Genomic DNA, 14,190 nt, shown 5'->3' on the forward strand with positions numbered 1-14,190 from the left:
GGAGGCTCCGGGCGCTGTGCGCGGGGCGTTACGCGCGGGCGGCGGGGCGTCGGTTCGCGGCGGCTCGTCGACGGGCGGCCGCGAACCGGAACCCGCGGACGAGGACCGTCACACCGGCCGTCGCCGTCCCGCCGTACAGCCAGCCGGCCTGGGTGGCCAGGGCCGTGACCAGGCCCATCAGGCGGGCGGCGAAGCCGTTCCCGCTCTCGGCCAGGGGCAGCAGGCCGACGGTGAAGGCGATCGGCATGACCACGGGCGCCGACAGCTGGTCGCCCCGGCGGATCCACAGGGCGGTCAGCACGCTCAGCGGCAGGAACAGCACGCCGTACACGGTCAGCGAGCCCTCGAACAGCAGCTGGTCCAGACAGCCCAGCGCGAACATCACCGCCCCGCTGAACAGCCCGCCGCCGAGCCCGGTGAGCCGGGGGTTCGGCATCCGCCGGACGGCCCGGACAGCTCGGACGGCCCGGACAGCTCGGACGGTGGCACGGGACGCGTCACGGCTCGGGGCACGATCGCGGATCCGCTCCCGGTCCCGGCTCGCCTGGGGCGGAAGGGGCGGAAGGGGCGGTGTGTCCCGGCGTCGCGTTCCTTGGTGCGGGGGGCGCGTCCTGTGTTGCTCCACTGCACCAACTTAGGTCGGTTTATGTGCCGAATCGGGTGTCGGACACGCCGTAAACTGGGGGATCGGCCAGCCCCCTGGCCTCTGGCCCTCTCACTACGGGACCGGCCCCCTGGCCCTCTCACAACGGGAAGTCGCAACGTGTCGCTCACGATCGGAATCGTCGGTCTGCCGAATGTCGGCAAGTCGACCCTGTTCAACGCCCTGACCAAGAACGACGTGCTGGCGGCCAACTACCCGTTCGCCACGATCGAGCCCAACGTCGGCGTGGTCGGCGTCCCCGACGCGCGGTTGACGAAACTGGCCGAGATCTTCGGCTCCCAGCGCATCCTCCCGGCGACCGTCGACTTCGTGGACATCGCGGGCATCGTCAAGGGCGCCTCGGAGGGCGAGGGCCTGGGCAACAAGTTCCTGGCGAACATCCGCGAGTCCGACGCGATCTGCCAGGTCATCCGTGCCTTCAAGGACGAGAACGTCGTGCACGTCGACGGCAAGGTCTCGCCCAAGGACGACATCGAGACGATCAACACCGAGCTGATCCTCGCCGACCTCCAGACCATCGAGAAGGTCCTGCCGCGTCTCCAGAAGGAGTCGCGCATCAAGAAGGACATCGTGCCCAAGGTCGCGGCGGTCGAGGCGGCGAAGGAGATCCTGGAGAAGGGCGACACGCTCTTCTCCCAGGGCATCGTCCAGGGCTCCGGCAACGAGGAGCTCCTCCACGACCTGCACCTCCTCACGACGAAGCCGTTCCTCTACGTCTTCAACGTCGACGAGGACGAGCTGACCGACGAGGCGTTCAAGGCCGAGCAGAGTGCCCTGGTCGCTCCGGCCGAGGCGATCTTCCTCAACGCCAAGCTGGAGCAGGACCTCGCCGAGCTGGACGAGGAGGACGCGATGGAGCTCCTGGAGTCCGTCGGCGCAGAGGAGCCCGGCCTCGCCACCCTCGCCCGCGTCGGCTTCGACACCCTCGGCCTCCAGACGTACCTCACGGCCGGCCCCAAGGAATCCCGCGCCTGGACCATCAAGAAGGGCGCCACCGCCCCCGAGGCCGCCGGAGTCATCCACACCGACTTCCAGAAGGGCTTCATCAAGGCGGAGGTCATCTCCTTCGCCGACCTGGTGGAGACCGGCTCGGTCGCCGAGTCCCGCGCGAAGGGCAAGGCCCGGATGGAGGGCAAGGACTACGTGATGCAGGACGGGGATGTGGTGGAGTTCCGCTTCAACGTGTGACCGGGTACCTAGAGGCGGCCTGACCTGCGGCGATGCAGGTCAGGCCGTCGTGCTGTCCGCAGCTGTCCGCAGCAGTCCGCAGGACTTCAGCCCGGGGAGTCGTACTCAGGCATACAGATCGGTGTCGGCTGCCAGGGTGGCGGTAGCGGCCAGTACTCGCGCAAAGCTGGCTACAGCCGGCTCGTCCAGGTGCTCCATCGCCCCACGGAGGCGCTCCTCCCAGTCGAGGCGGAACTCGTAAGCGAGTAGGTGCCCCTCTCGGTGGGTGGCCGGGTTGATGCCGAGCAGAGCGTTCAAATCGGGCGCCGGAAAGACTACGGGGGACCGGAAGATCTCGCGCTCCGCGGCGCCCGGGGCAAGCAGGCTCTGGCCGATCAGGAGGGCCGGGTCTACCAACCGCGCTGCTTCCTCGCACCAGACGGTTACGTGCCCCCGGACTTCCCCGTTCTGTGTGACCACCGGCGGAAGCCCCCAGTCCGGCAGGTCGACCGATCTACCGTCACCTCGGGTTACCCGCAACATGGTAGGGACCAGTCGGCACTCCAGTCCCAGGAAGCGTAGGGCCGTGGTGAATGCCAGCACGAGGAAGGCAGGAGAGGGCGCTGCTTGCCCACCCAGGTGATAAGAGGTGGCTCCCAGCAGGCTGTAAAGCGAGCGCGCATCGGGCGGAACGGCCCGGGTGAGAGCTACGGCGTTGCGCCAGGGGTATTCGTCTATCAGATACGTTCCACTGCCTCCCGACGGTGGCAGCGGAAAGTGAGGAGGCCCCTCCAGGCTCACCGTTTCGGAAGGCTCGTCGTGCGGATCCTGTTCATGCAGCTCCAGGAACTGGCGTGCTGTGACCGCGAGCGGTACGTGGCTCTGCCCCGCAGCCTCGAACAGCTCAAGGCTCTCTCGCATCAGGGCGCGGCACAGCTCCGGGTCACTGTCTGGATGCCCCAGAAGGTGTCGGGTCCAGGCGAGCACAGCGCGTCGGTGCGTGACATGGGCCAGTACGTCCGGCCCGGCTTCGGTGTGTGCTACGAGCAGCGCCTCAGCCTGGTCGATCAACAACCCTGCGGCTTTGAGGATCCAGGCTTCAGTGGGTAGCCCCTTCTCCTGCCTGCGGAGGCTGCCCACCGTCAGGGCATGGGCCGCGTCCACCATATGGTCCGCGTGGTGGCGCATGATGTTCACGGCTTCCCGCTCGGCGGGCTCGGGGATTCCCGCGGTGACGGCGAGGGCCTCCTCCAGCCGACCCGTGGATGCTTTGACGATGGCGTCCAGGAAGTGGAGTTCCGCGCTCGTCTCGGCGTCTGCCGGAGCCGCCGCCTTAGCCTGGTCGATGGCCATAGCCGCGTCGTCCCAGTTCTGGATCCACACGAGCGACTGCACCTGTTCCAACCGGATTCCGAAGGCTGTCGAGGGAGCCACATCCTCGCGCTGCAGAACCGCCTCGAGCCTGGCGTTGGCGCGGGCGATGTCAGCGAAGCGGTCCGTTGCCACTGCCGCGCGCATGTCGGCGACGTGGGCCAACAGCAGGTGCTCGACGCCCTCAGCGTGGAGTGAGTCCATGCCTTCCAGCAAAGTCCAGGCAGTCTGTGCCGCCTGTGCGGCCTCGTCGAACCGCGACTGATTCATCAGGCACTGGGCCAGTGTGGTCGTCGTGGCGGCTCGGCGGTAGACGGGATCGTCGATTGCCCCTTCGCCGGCGTGCTCCACGATCGTCAGTGCCTCACGTAACAGTCCCTCGCTGCGCACCAGATCACCGTGGATGTTTGAGATCGCTCCCGCGACATTGGCCAGCAGTGCCACGGTGTTGGCGTCCGCATAGCCGCTATTGGTCACGCGATGCGCCACATGAACCGCATGCTCAATCAGGGTGGCGGCCTCGGCCCATGAGTGCTGTTTCTGGCAGTCCACCAGCCGTTTCACCAGCTCGTGCTGGAAGCGTCCTTGCATCGTATTGACGGCCTCGCCGTCCAGCATCGCGCGGATGATTTCCTGGACGATGCGGTGGATTGCGAGAAAGCCGTCTCGGGGGTCGACCAGGGAAAATCTGCGCAGCTCCGCCACAGCCCTGTAGACGGCAGATCCGGTCGGCAGGTCGAGTGTTGCGAGGTGAAGCGGAATGAAGTCTGGGGCGAGCAGGGCACAGCGGGCGAGCAGCCCCGCGGCGAGATGCTGTCCCGAGTCGTCGGACGAGTGCAGCGCCTGATCGAGCACCCTTTTTACGCTGAGGGTGACCGCCGCGGTCAGTGTCGCGCCCTCCCGGTAGTCGAGCGGCACGAAGCCGCGGTCGTCGAGCAACTGGGCGCGGCAGTTGGCGAGTTCAGTCAGATAGACGCCGACCGGGCACTGGGTCGCCGCGATGTAGCCGATGGCCTGGGCGATGCCGAGCGGGATGCCCTCCACTGCGTTGACCAGCGCGGACACCTCGGACTCGGAGATATCCGGCAGCCGTTCTCCAGCCCAGGCAGTGGCCTCCTCGGCCGTCATCCGTTCAACGACTAGCCCGCCGTCTGCCGCAGCCCAGGCCGAGTCGCGGGTGGTGACCAACACATGCGCACCTTCGCAGGTCGGCAGCAGACCTTGCAGCTGCTCCCGGTCCGCGACGTTGTCGTAGATGAGCAGCAGCCTGGTGCCCAGGTGCGCTAGGCGGAGGCCGACCTGAGTGAGGATCTCCACGTCGGTGGCTGGCTCGGTGTCCTGTCGCTCCTCGGTGACCATCCGCCGATATGCGGCGATGACGTCCTCCCGGGTATCGGACGGGATCCACCAAACAAAGTCGTACTGGTCTCGGTGTCGGTGGGCATACAGCCGTGCGATGCTCGATTTGCCGATCCCACCGAGTCCGGACACCACCACCCGGGGTGTCCCTGCATCGGGCTCCCTGCTGAATCGTTCCCTGAGCGTCGTCAGCTCCCTGCTCCGGCCGCGCACACCGGCAGCCGAAGGGACCTCACGGAAGAGCGCGCGGCCGGGCCCGGGCAGCTTGATTGCCTCGGCCCCAGGCGTGGCACGGCGTCCGCGCACGAGCCGCGGAAGCTCGGCCAACCGGAACGTGCGTCGGGCGAGCAGGTGGTCCCCGGACCACTGAAACATCTTCACAAACAGTGCGTCGACCGTGCTGTCGATGTCTTCCGCCGCCATGGCGACGGGGGACAGGCGCAGCAGCTCCAACCGGGCCTGGTCGAGGATCTGCTCCCAGGGCCCGATCCGAGTATCAATCTCCAGCCGTCGGAGCAACGCGTGATCGTTGACGGTCAGCCTGATCGAGGCCGGCACTTCGTCCTTGCACTCTGCCAGCCATTGGCCAGGGTCCGGCACGGCCCGAGCACGTGCCACCGCGTTCCGCAGTGCATGTCCTGATGAGTGCACGGGTGCGTCCGAGAGGAACCGCAGCACCGCCGTGCCTCCGGGATCTGCGGAGCCCCAGCGTCGAGCCAGCCTTACCAGTTCCGGACCTGACCACGAGCCCGGCTCGACGCGGGTCTTCGCCTGTGCGAGCAGCAGCGGCCGTCCCTGCGCGTCGCGTACTTCGAAGTCGATGGCCTCATCAGCGCCCTCGACCCGGAAGGTCTCGGCGTCCGGGTACTCCTCCGGAGTGCGGATGAGCTGCAGAATGGCGCACGCCGTCTGGAAACTCATGCCCCGTGCCGTATCGACTCCGCCCATATGGCGATTCCCCCTTGGCCTCGGTGTCGCCCTCTAGCATGCAGGGCACCACTGACAGTCCACATCGCAACGGTTCACAAGCTGCCACGTAGGCGTCCCCCTGGACCTGGCAGGGGGGAGCGTTGTGACCCTCTGACTAGCCCATCCACGTCGTCTTTTCGAGGTGAGCGTCTGACGCCGTGGCCTGAGGCACTGTTCTCGACTATGCGCGGGACCAGCCGTTGGTGAAGTCGCAGTGGAGGTCCGTCCAGCGGCGCTGCTCAGCAACGGTGTAGGCGGGGTCGTCGCGGAGGTGGACCAGGGCGTTGACCCACTGGTCCCAGAGGCCGTCGGGCTGGGTGAAGCGGTCGGCGTGGTGGGTGCCGAGGTGGGCGTCGAGGCGGAGGAGGGCACCGAGGGCTGCGGGCTGGTCGTAGCGGAGGTCGGGGCGGGGGAGGTAGCGGTCCAGGTAGGAAGCGAGGATCTCGGCGTCCGCGTGGGTGCCGAAGCGGGCCAGGGCGAAGCAGTAGCCGCCGCCAGAGAAGCAGAACTCGCTGGCCAGGAGTAGGTCGCCGATGCGTTCGCGGAACGTGGCGCGTCGGCCTACGCCGATCAGCCAGGCGGCGGTGAGGCGTGAGCGCCACTCGTAGCCGAGGAGGGCCTCCAGCTCGGCATCGGTGATCGTGGCTGCGTCGTCGATGAGGTGCCAGGCGAAGCGTTCGGCGTGTGGCCACCCGGGCCGCAGGACACGACCGCTTTTCAGGTCGCGGTAGCGCGGGTGGTCCGAGTCCTTCCTCGTCACGTAGCGCTCGATCACGTAGCCGTAGCCGATCTCCTCGGGGTGCTGGAACGGCATCGGTCACCTCTCCGGGTATAGGTCGGTACGGTCGATCCAGGTGGGGGCGACGAAGATGTTGTCGCCGGCGGGGGCTTCTGAGGCTTCCAGCAGGGACCAGGTGCGGGACTCTTCGACCAGGTGCTCCCAGGGCGCAGTCCAGTCGAGTTCCCAGTCCAGGCCGGTGCCGGAGACGCCGTACGTGCGGCCCGCGTCCACCCGCCAGACCTGGGAGTAGAGGATCACCTGGGCGTGGTCGGCCAGGTCGTTGATGATCTCGGCGAAGTGAGCCGAGGGCCAGCCAGGGGTGTCGTCCGCAGCGGTGGCTCGTAGGCGCGCGGTGAGCGGCGGGACGACAGGGCTGCGTGCGCCGAGTTCGGTCAGGGCCCAGCGGATGCCGTCGGGCTCGCTCCAGTCCGGTGGCGTCGCCCGTTCCAGGCAGGCGCGATTGGCGCGGCGCAGGGGCTCGACCGCGCCGTCGATCTCCAGGCTCGCCAAGGCCATCGCCGCCCATTCCCGGACGGTCGGGTCGTCGCTGTCCAGGAGGGCGATCAGAGCGGGGCCGCAGCGTGGGTCCGCTACCTCTTCGAAGACCTCGATGGCGGTCAGCTGACCGAAGCTGCCCAGGGCGGGTAGTCCGTCGGTGATCGTGAGGGTTGCGTCACGACCGATGTCGACCAGCTGCACGCGGGCGGCGTACGAGGCGTCGTCATCCCCGTCGAGCTGTTGGACGAGGGCCTCGATGGGGGACGTCATGATGCCGCCGGGTGACCGCGACGCCAGAAGGTGGGCAGCCACCAGCAGAGCACCGAGCGGTCGTCGGGCCACGGGGCTCGGTCCTCGGCTTCCCAGTCCTCGAAGGAGTCGCGCGTCAGGTCGATGGGGCGCCAGGCGGGGTCGAGCGGCTCGTCCGCGGCTGGCGGGCGGACGTACTGCCGGCCGTGTTGGTCGCAGGCCCCGAAGTCCTGGTAGTTCCGCTGCGCCTCGATCAGGGAGACCCTGTTCGCTCCGCCGTCCATGGTCGGCCAGCGGAACTGGATCCCGTCGTCCTCCCAGAAGCAGACGGGGCAGATCTCGTGGGAGCCGGGCATGTCGTCGAGCACGCGGTGCCCGCAGCAGGGACAGGGGTAGGAGTCGCTCACCTGCGCAGTCTCGTTGCAGGTCCCGCCGGTGGGCCATGGATTTCTCTGCCTCGGCGTACCCAGCCAGTCCGCAGCCAGTCCGCGGGACGCCCGTAAACGGCCGTCGGGTGCCAACGTCTGCCAACGAGGAAATCCCAGGTCAGGGTCCTGCGCGGGGCTCCGCCGCAGTCAGGCAGGTTGTGGTGGAGTTCCGCTTCAACGTGTAGCGGGTGACATCTCACCACGTCGCTGATCTGGCAAACATGCAGGTCGGGAAGGGTTCGACTCTTCGGAGTCGGGCCCTTGATTCTTTCTCGTGCTGGGATGGCGCTGGGATGGCCGACCCCTCGTCGCCTGTCATCATGCCTGGTCATCCGCACCTGAGGTCGCATACTAATGTCCATGTTAGTAACATCGTCGTTAGTGTCATGCGTGGAGGTCGGCGGACATGGTGGACTTTGTGGGCCGTCGGCAGGAGCTGGCGACGCTGGAGCGAGAGCTGCAGAAGGTGGCGGCAGGGGTTGGCGGGGAGCGGCCCGGTCGGTGTGTGATGTTGCGTGGGCGGCGCCGGGTGGGCAAGTCGCGGCTGGTCGAGCGGTTTGCGGAGCGCTCCGGAGCCCCGTTCTTGTTCTACGCGGCGACCGGTGCGTCTCCCAGGGATGATCTGGCACGGCTGGCCCGGGACGCCCAAGCGTCGACACTGCCGTCGGCGGGGCTGGTGGCCGCAGCGCGGCCGGAGAGTTGGGATGCCGCGTTCGATGTGCTCGCCGCGGCGTTGCCCGCCGACGGGGCGAGCGTGCTGGTCATCGACGAGGTGCCGTACCTGATGGACGCTGACGGCGCCTTTGAGGGGATGCTGCAACGGGCCTGGGACCGGGTGCTGGAGACCAAGCCGGTGCTGCTGGTCCTCATCGGCTCCGACCTGTCGATGATGGAGGCCCTGAACAGCTACGGACGCCCCTTCCATCAGCGCGGCCGGGAGATGGTGCTAGGGCCGCTGAACCCCGCCGAGGTGGGGCAGATGCTCGGGTTGGAACCGGCGGAAGCCTTCGACGCCGCGCTGGTCACCGGTGGTCTGCCGCTGATCTGCGCGGAGTGGCCGCGGGGCGCAGGGCTGTGGGATTTCCTCGGCGAGGCGCTGAGCGACCCGGTCTCGGCCCTGCTGGTGTCGGCCGAGCGCTCGCTGGCTGCCGAATTCCCCCCGCAGGCTCAGGCGCGTACGGTGCTGGCGGCTATCGGCAGTGGTGAGCGGACCTTCACCAACATCGCTCGTGCGGCCGGCGGGATCGGGGCCACGCCGCTGCAGCGGGCGCTGGAGCTGCTTACGGGCAAGCGGATCGTCGCGGCGGAGCTGCCCGTATCGCTGCGTCCGTCGAAGGATCGCCGCTACCGGGTGACAGACCCCTACCTGCGGTTTTGGCTGCACCTGCTCGGCCCGTCCATGGAGGAGATCGAGCGGGGACGGGGCGATCTGACGTTGGCGCGGATCCGGGAGAACTGGACCAGCTGGCGCGGCCGAGCCGTCGAGCCCCTTGTCCGCGAGGCCCTGGCGCGGATACTGCCCGATGACAGGCTGCCCGCGGCCCCCGCAGTGGGCGGCTACTGGACCCGTACCAACGACGTCGAGATCGACATCGTCGGGGCGGACCACGCCCCCATCGCCAAGGAGATGTTCTTCGTCGGCTCCATCAAGTGGCTGGAGCAGTCGCCCTTCGACCGGCACGACCTGGCAGCTCTCCACCGCCACCGCGCCGCCCTCACCGGCGAACCCGTTCCAGTCGTGGCGGTCTCGCGCAGCGGAGTCGACTGTCCGGGGCTCGATGCCGTCTACGGCCCTGGCGATTTGCTGACCGCCTGGTCGCTGTGAGTGGCGGATAACGGGCAAGACAAGGGAGTTGGGGAGCGCGATCCCGCCGCAGACGTGTCACGTGGGCGCCGGCTTCTAGGCGGGCCGGGGCGGGGTGAGCCCGGTGAGGTCCAGGGTGATCTCGAAGGGGACGGGGCGTTTCAGGGTGCCGCGGAAGATGCCGGCAGGGGCGTAGGCGCCGGTCGGTTCGTCCAGTTCGTAGGCGTGGACGACGGGGGCGCCGTTCTCGTCCTCGATGCACCAGTAGTGCGGGATGCCGGCCTCCGCGTACTTGCGGAGCTTGACCGCGCGATCCCGGTGCGCGGACTCGGGTGAGACGACCTCGATGACGAGCTTCACGGCCTCCGGGGCGTACCAGGTGCGGTCCGGGTCGTAGGGCAGGTCCGTGAGCAAGAGGTCCGGCTCGGGGCGGTTACGGGCATCGAGGCGGATCGTCATCTCCCGCTCGACCTCGAAGCCGGCTGGTGCCTGCGCTGTGAGCGTCGTGGTCAGGGCAGTGACGAGACGGCCGTGCCAGGACCGCTGGGGCGACATCATGAAGACGAGGGCTCCGTCGATCAGCTCGGTGTGGCGTGGTGCCTCGGGGAGGTGGTCCAGGTCCTCCGCGAACCAGCCTTCCAAGCGCGGCGGGCGCATCCAGTCGGGCAGTGCGGTCATGGCTCAACCGTAGCGATTCGGCGGGGTGCGGGCCACGAGATCGTCGGCCGCGCACCTGGCCCGAGATCGCCGTTCCGCCCCGGTGCGCTGCCCGCTTACGATGCGCGCAGTCGTACGGCAGTTCTACGCAGCTGTCGGAATCGTTCGAACCAGGAGCACGGTACTCGTGTCCATACCCCCGCCCCCAGGGCCTCACCAGCCCCAGGACCCGTACCAGCCCCAGCCCCAGCCCCAACCCCAGGATCCGTACGCCCAGCCGCCGTACGCCCAACAGCCTCCCTACGGGACTCAGGGGCCGTACTCCCCGTATGCGCCGTACCCCCAGGGCTCGTACGGAGGTGCTCCCTATCAGGTCTGGGGGCAGGGCTACAGTCCCTTCGCGCGGCCGACGCCGGTCAACGGGGTCGCCATCGCCGCGCTCGTCCTGGGCGTCCTCTGCTTCCTGCCGGCCGTGGGACTGGTCCTCGGGGTCATCGCGCTGGTGCAGATCAAGAAGCGCGGAGAGCGGGGCAAGGGGATGGCGATCGCTGGGGCGATCCTGTCCACCGTGGGGCTCGCGCTGTGGATCGTGTCGCTGTCCACCGGCGTCGTCTCCGAGGCCTGGGAGGGGTTCAAGGAGGGTGCGAGCGGCAACAGCAGCTTCTCGCTCGCCAAGGGCGACTGCTTCGACGTGCCGGGAGCCGGCTTCGACCAGGACGTCTACGACGTCGACGAGGTGCCCTGCGCGGGAAGGCACGACGCCGAGGTGTTCGGCACGATCCCGCTGTCCGGGGCCGACTATCCGGGCGACGACCATGTCACGGACGTGGCCGAGGACAAGTGCTACACCCTCCAGGACGCGTATGCGATGGACACCTGGGCGCTGACCGACGAGGTCGACGTCTACTACCTCACGCCCACCTCCGACAGCTGGAGCTGGGGCGACCGCGAGATCACCTGCGTCTTCGCCAACACCGACGAGCAGGGCACCCTGACCGGCTCGCTGCGCGCCGACGCGACGACCCTCGACGCCGACCAGCTGGCCTTCCTCAAGGCGATGGCCGCCGTCGACGAAGTGCTCTTCGAGGAGCCGGAGGAGTACGCCGAGGAGGACCTGGAGAGCAACCGGACCTGGGCGGGCGAGACCGGGGACGTGACCGGAGCGCAGGCGAAGGCGTTGAGCGGGCACACCTGGTCCGGCGCGGGCCGTGAGCCCGTCGCCGCGCTGGTGAAGGACATGCGGGACGCGAGCGACGAGTGGGCGGGGGCGGCCGAGGCGACCGACGTCGACACGTTCTACGAGCACTACGACAACGCCTACGACTACGTCGACGGCGACACGACAGTTGCCGCGCGCGAGGCCCTGGGTCTGGCGACCACCCCGCCGTCGTACGACGAGGGTGGGGGCGACGGCGGGGGCGGCGGCGGGGGCGGCGGCGGGGGCGGCGGCGGCAGTGGGGGGCTCGACGTGTGACGCCGATGCTGATGACGCCGACGTGATCTCCATGTGTTGATCACGCCCATAGTGGGGAGAAAGTGCCTGCGTAAAGGCTTTCCCGGGCACATGTCATCACATCGAGTGATTCTCTGGCCTTTGCTTGCATCGTTGAACCCACGGTTGCCAGGCTGTAGCTGTCTGTACAACCTGATGGGAGCGGCCAGTGACATTCGGTGAGCAGCCGGCATATCTGCGGGTCGCGGGGGATCTTCGCAAGAAGATCGTCAACGGCTCGTTGCCACCGCACACCCGACTCCCGTCGCAGGCCAGAATCCGCGAGGAGTACGGCGTCTCGGACACCGTGGCGCTCGAGGCGCGCAAGGTGCTGATGGCGGAGGGGCTGGTCGAGGGCCGCTCCGGTTCGGGCACGTATGTGCGTGAGCGGCCCGTGCCGCGTCGGATCGCCCGCTCCGGCTACCGCCCCGAGAGCGGGGCCACGCCGTTCCGCCAGGAGCAGGCCGACGTCCAGACGCGCGGGACGTGGGAGTCCGGCAGCGAGCAGGCCGAGGCGAGCGTGGCCGTCGCCGAGCGGCTCGGCATCAACGCAGGTGACCGTGTGATGTGCACGCGGTATGTGTTCCGGGAGGCCGGCGAGGCGATGATGCTCTCCACCTCCTGGGAGCCCCTCGCGGTCACCGGCCGCACGCCCGTGATGCTGCCCGAGGAGGGCCCGCTGGGCGGCATGGGCGTCGTCGAGCGCATGCGGGCCATCGACGTCATCGTCGACAACATGACGGAGGAGGTCGGAGCCCGCCCCGGTCTCGCCGAGGAGCTCCTCGCCCTCGGAGGCGTCCCGGGCCATGTCGTCCTGGTCGTCCAGCGCACCTACTACGCCTCGGGCCGCCCGGTGGAAACGGCCGACGTGGTCATCCCGGCCGACCGCTACCGGGTGGCGTACCACCTGCCGGTGAGATAGCGGGGAGAAGGGAGGGGCGGGCAAGGGTCCCCTGTGTCGGCGTCCCCGCCTGCCCCCGCCCGGCGCACCCCGCCTGCCCCCGCCCGGCGCACCTCGCCTGCCCCCGCGCCCGCAGCCCGACGGCGCACACCCTCCGGTGATCGCCCCCGGTGACGGCCCGGCGTGGAGTCGGGGGCAGGGCGTCGGAATCCGGTCGTTTCCGGTCGTTCTCGCAGGTCGTCCGGTCAGTGCCGGTTACCCCGCCGACCGGAGGCCTCGCAGCGCGCGCAGGGCGCGTTCTCTCTCGTGCGCCCCCTCCGTCTTGGCTGGTTGCGTACCTCTTTGTGAAAATCCGTGTTCGCTGAGTAAAGGTAAGGCGTACGCTCGGGCATATGCGGACTGCGGTTTCCCTAGAGAGAGGGGCGCGATGAACGACGGCGCCCTCTCCCTCCCCTGGCTCGTCATACGGCAGGACGACAACGGCAACCGCTACCGAGTGGGCCGGTACGCGACCCGGGCCGAGGCCCAGAAGATCGCGGACAGCCTCGACGGTCGCGGACACAAGCAGCTCTACTGGGTCGAAAGGATCGGCCAGACCTCGAGCCCCAGCGAAGAGGGCACCAGGAACTGACGGCGCCGGGAACGGACCCGCGCGGCGGTCCCGTAGGCTCCGGCGCATGACCGAACGGACCGCGGAACGGATCGTGGTGGTCGCGGCCGCCCTGCTCGACGGCGTCCGCCTCCTCGCCGCGCGCCGCAGCGCGCCCCCCGAACTCGCCGGGCGCTGGGAGCTGCCCGGCGGCAAGGTCGAGGCCGGGGAGCGCCCCGAGGCGGCCCTGGTGCGCGAACTGCGCGAGGAACTCGGCGTCGACGCCGAGGCCGTGGAGCGCGTCCCGGGGGAGTGGCCTCTGAAGCCGCCCTACGTCCTGCAGGTGTGGACCGCCCGGCTGCGCCCCGGCTCCGCAGCCCCCGCGCCGCTGGAGGACCACGACGAGCTGCGCTGGCTGGCCCCCGTCGACGTCTGGGACGTGAACTGGCTCGACCAGGACGTCCCCGCCGTACGCCAGGCCCTCGCGCACCTGGGAGCCGGGGCTCGCTGACCGGGGCGTATGCCTCGCCCTCTACGCCGTTCGCCCACAGTGCGCCCTGTGGGGCGGTAATGCCCCCCGGATATCGGGTATGTGCCCATTAACCCCACTAAACCGGACATGGGTGAACTCGCTGGCCTGGGAAGTGATCGGCGTGATCGACACCGAAGGCGACCGCGTCGAGTGGACCTTCCCCGCTGACCCCGGCGCGGTGCGCACCGCGCGCCGAGCCGTCCGGGGCCAGCTGCGCGGCTGGGGCCTGGACAGTCTGGGCGACGTCGCGACCCTGCTGGTCAGTGAGCTGGTGACCAACTCCCTGCGGCACGCCACCGGCCCCATCGGCGTCCGGCTGGTCCGCCCGGCCGGGCTGGAGGGCGTCCTGCTGGTCGAGGTCTCCGACCCTCTGCCGGACCCGCCGCGCGAGCGTGTCGCCCGGCCGGAGGACGAGAGCGGCCGTGGACTTCAGCTGGTGGCCTCCTCCTCGCGCCGCTGGGGCACCCGTCTGGGTGACACCGGGAAGACGGTGTGGTTCGAACTGGCGGTGCCGGGTTGAGGGGTGCCCGAGAAGGTGTACGGGAAGGCGTGCGAGCGGGAGTGGCGGAAGGTGTGCGAGCGGGAGTACCAGAAGGTGTACGAGGGGGTGTGCAGGCGCATGTACACACGGCGGGTCCGTGTCGCCGATCGGTTCCGGCCGCAGGTCGGTTCCGGAAGGTGTGGTTCGACGGCGTGCCCGCTGGTTAGAAGACTGGAAGTGTTGTCGCG

General features: G+C 69.1%; 13 protein-coding genes. 7 read left to right on the forward strand and 6 right to left on the reverse strand.

Going from position 1 to position 14,190, the window contains the following annotated elements; translation table 11 throughout:
• Positions 1–28: 28 nt before the first annotated feature.
• A complete protein-coding gene (locus tag OG562_RS27895) occupies positions 29–436 on the reverse strand; it encodes a DUF6542 domain-containing protein (RefSeq protein WP_323187562.1) in 408 nt (135 codons plus the stop codon).
• Between the two features lie 327 nt (positions 437–763).
• Here OG562_RS27895 and ychF point away from each other — a divergent pair, with 327 nt between their 5' ends.
• The gene (gene ychF, locus OG562_RS27900) at positions 764–1,852 is read left to right on the forward strand and encodes a redox-regulated ATPase YchF (RefSeq protein WP_266402532.1); all 1,089 of its coding nucleotides are present in this window, start codon (positions 764–766) and stop codon (positions 1,850–1,852) included.
• Between the two features lie 105 nt (positions 1,853–1,957).
• Here the strand turns inward: ychF and OG562_RS27905 are convergent, their stop codons facing one another.
• The 4 genes from OG562_RS27905 to OG562_RS27920 all read right to left on the reverse strand — a co-directional run bounded on the left by OG562_RS27905 (position 1,958) and on the right by OG562_RS27920 (position 7,465).
• Positions 1,958–5,482, reverse strand: coding sequence for an NB-ARC domain-containing protein (locus OG562_RS27905; RefSeq protein ID WP_266402534.1), 3,525 nt, complete (start codon positions 5,480–5,482; stop codon positions 1,958–1,960).
• Positions 5,483–5,711: 229 nt separating this feature from the next.
• Positions 5,712–6,344: a DUF6000 family protein gene (locus tag OG562_RS27910; RefSeq protein ID WP_266402537.1), complete on the reverse strand. Its 633-nt coding sequence runs from the start codon at positions 6,342–6,344 to the stop codon at positions 5,712–5,714.
• Positions 6,345–6,347: 3 nt separating this feature from the next.
• Positions 6,348–7,079 (reverse strand): HEAT repeat domain-containing protein, encoded by a 732-nt coding sequence (locus tag OG562_RS27915; protein WP_266402539.1) that lies wholly within the window; start codon positions 7,077–7,079, stop codon positions 6,348–6,350.
• Entirely contained in the window at positions 7,076–7,465 is a 390-nt protein-coding gene (locus tag OG562_RS27920; RefSeq protein ID WP_266402541.1) for a CPCC family cysteine-rich protein, read from the reverse strand. Before OG562_RS27920 ends, OG562_RS27915 begins: the two co-directional genes overlap by 4 nt.
• Before the next feature lie 427 nt (positions 7,466–7,892).
• Here OG562_RS27920 and OG562_RS27925 point away from each other — a divergent pair, with 427 nt between their 5' ends.
• Positions 7,893–9,311: a DUF234 domain-containing protein gene (locus tag OG562_RS27925; protein WP_266402543.1), complete on the forward strand. Its 1,419-nt coding sequence runs from the start codon at positions 7,893–7,895 to the stop codon at positions 9,309–9,311.
• A gap of 75 nt (positions 9,312–9,386) precedes the next feature.
• Here the strand turns inward: OG562_RS27925 and OG562_RS27930 are convergent, their stop codons facing one another.
• Positions 9,387–9,968 carry a Uma2 family endonuclease gene (locus OG562_RS27930; protein WP_266402545.1) on the reverse strand — a complete coding sequence of 194 codons (582 nt, stop codon included), beginning with the start codon at positions 9,966–9,968 and terminating at the stop codon, positions 9,387–9,389.
• A 166-nt stretch (positions 9,969–10,134) separates the two neighbouring features.
• Between OG562_RS27930 and OG562_RS27935 the strand changes: the two genes are divergently transcribed.
• The 5 genes from OG562_RS27935 to OG562_RS27955 all read left to right on the forward strand — a co-directional run bounded on the left by OG562_RS27935 (position 10,135) and on the right by OG562_RS27955 (position 13,981).
• Positions 10,135–11,421, forward strand: coding sequence for a DUF4190 domain-containing protein (locus OG562_RS27935; protein WP_266402546.1), 1,287 nt, complete (start codon positions 10,135–10,137; stop codon positions 11,419–11,421).
• 187 nt (positions 11,422–11,608) lie between these two features.
• Complete coding sequence (locus OG562_RS27940; RefSeq protein WP_266402548.1) at positions 11,609–12,361, forward strand: GntR family transcriptional regulator; 753 nt, start codon at positions 11,609–11,611, stop codon at positions 12,359–12,361.
• 406 nt (positions 12,362–12,767) lie between these two features.
• Positions 12,768–12,971: an SPOR domain-containing protein gene (locus OG562_RS27945; RefSeq protein WP_266402550.1), complete on the forward strand. Its 204-nt coding sequence runs from the start codon at positions 12,768–12,770 to the stop codon at positions 12,969–12,971.
• A 46-nt stretch (positions 12,972–13,017) separates the two neighbouring features.
• Entirely contained in the window at positions 13,018–13,440 is a 423-nt protein-coding gene (locus OG562_RS27950; RefSeq protein WP_266402552.1) for a (deoxy)nucleoside triphosphate pyrophosphohydrolase, read from the forward strand.
• A gap of 112 nt (positions 13,441–13,552) precedes the next feature.
• Positions 13,553–13,981: an ATP-binding protein gene (locus OG562_RS27955; RefSeq protein ID WP_266402555.1), complete on the forward strand. Its 429-nt coding sequence runs from the start codon at positions 13,553–13,555 to the stop codon at positions 13,979–13,981.
• Positions 13,982–14,190 lie beyond the last annotated feature (209 nt).

The organism is Streptomyces sp. NBC_01275 (assembly GCF_026340655.1).
Classification (GTDB): domain Bacteria; phylum Actinomycetota; class Actinomycetes; order Streptomycetales; family Streptomycetaceae; genus Streptomyces.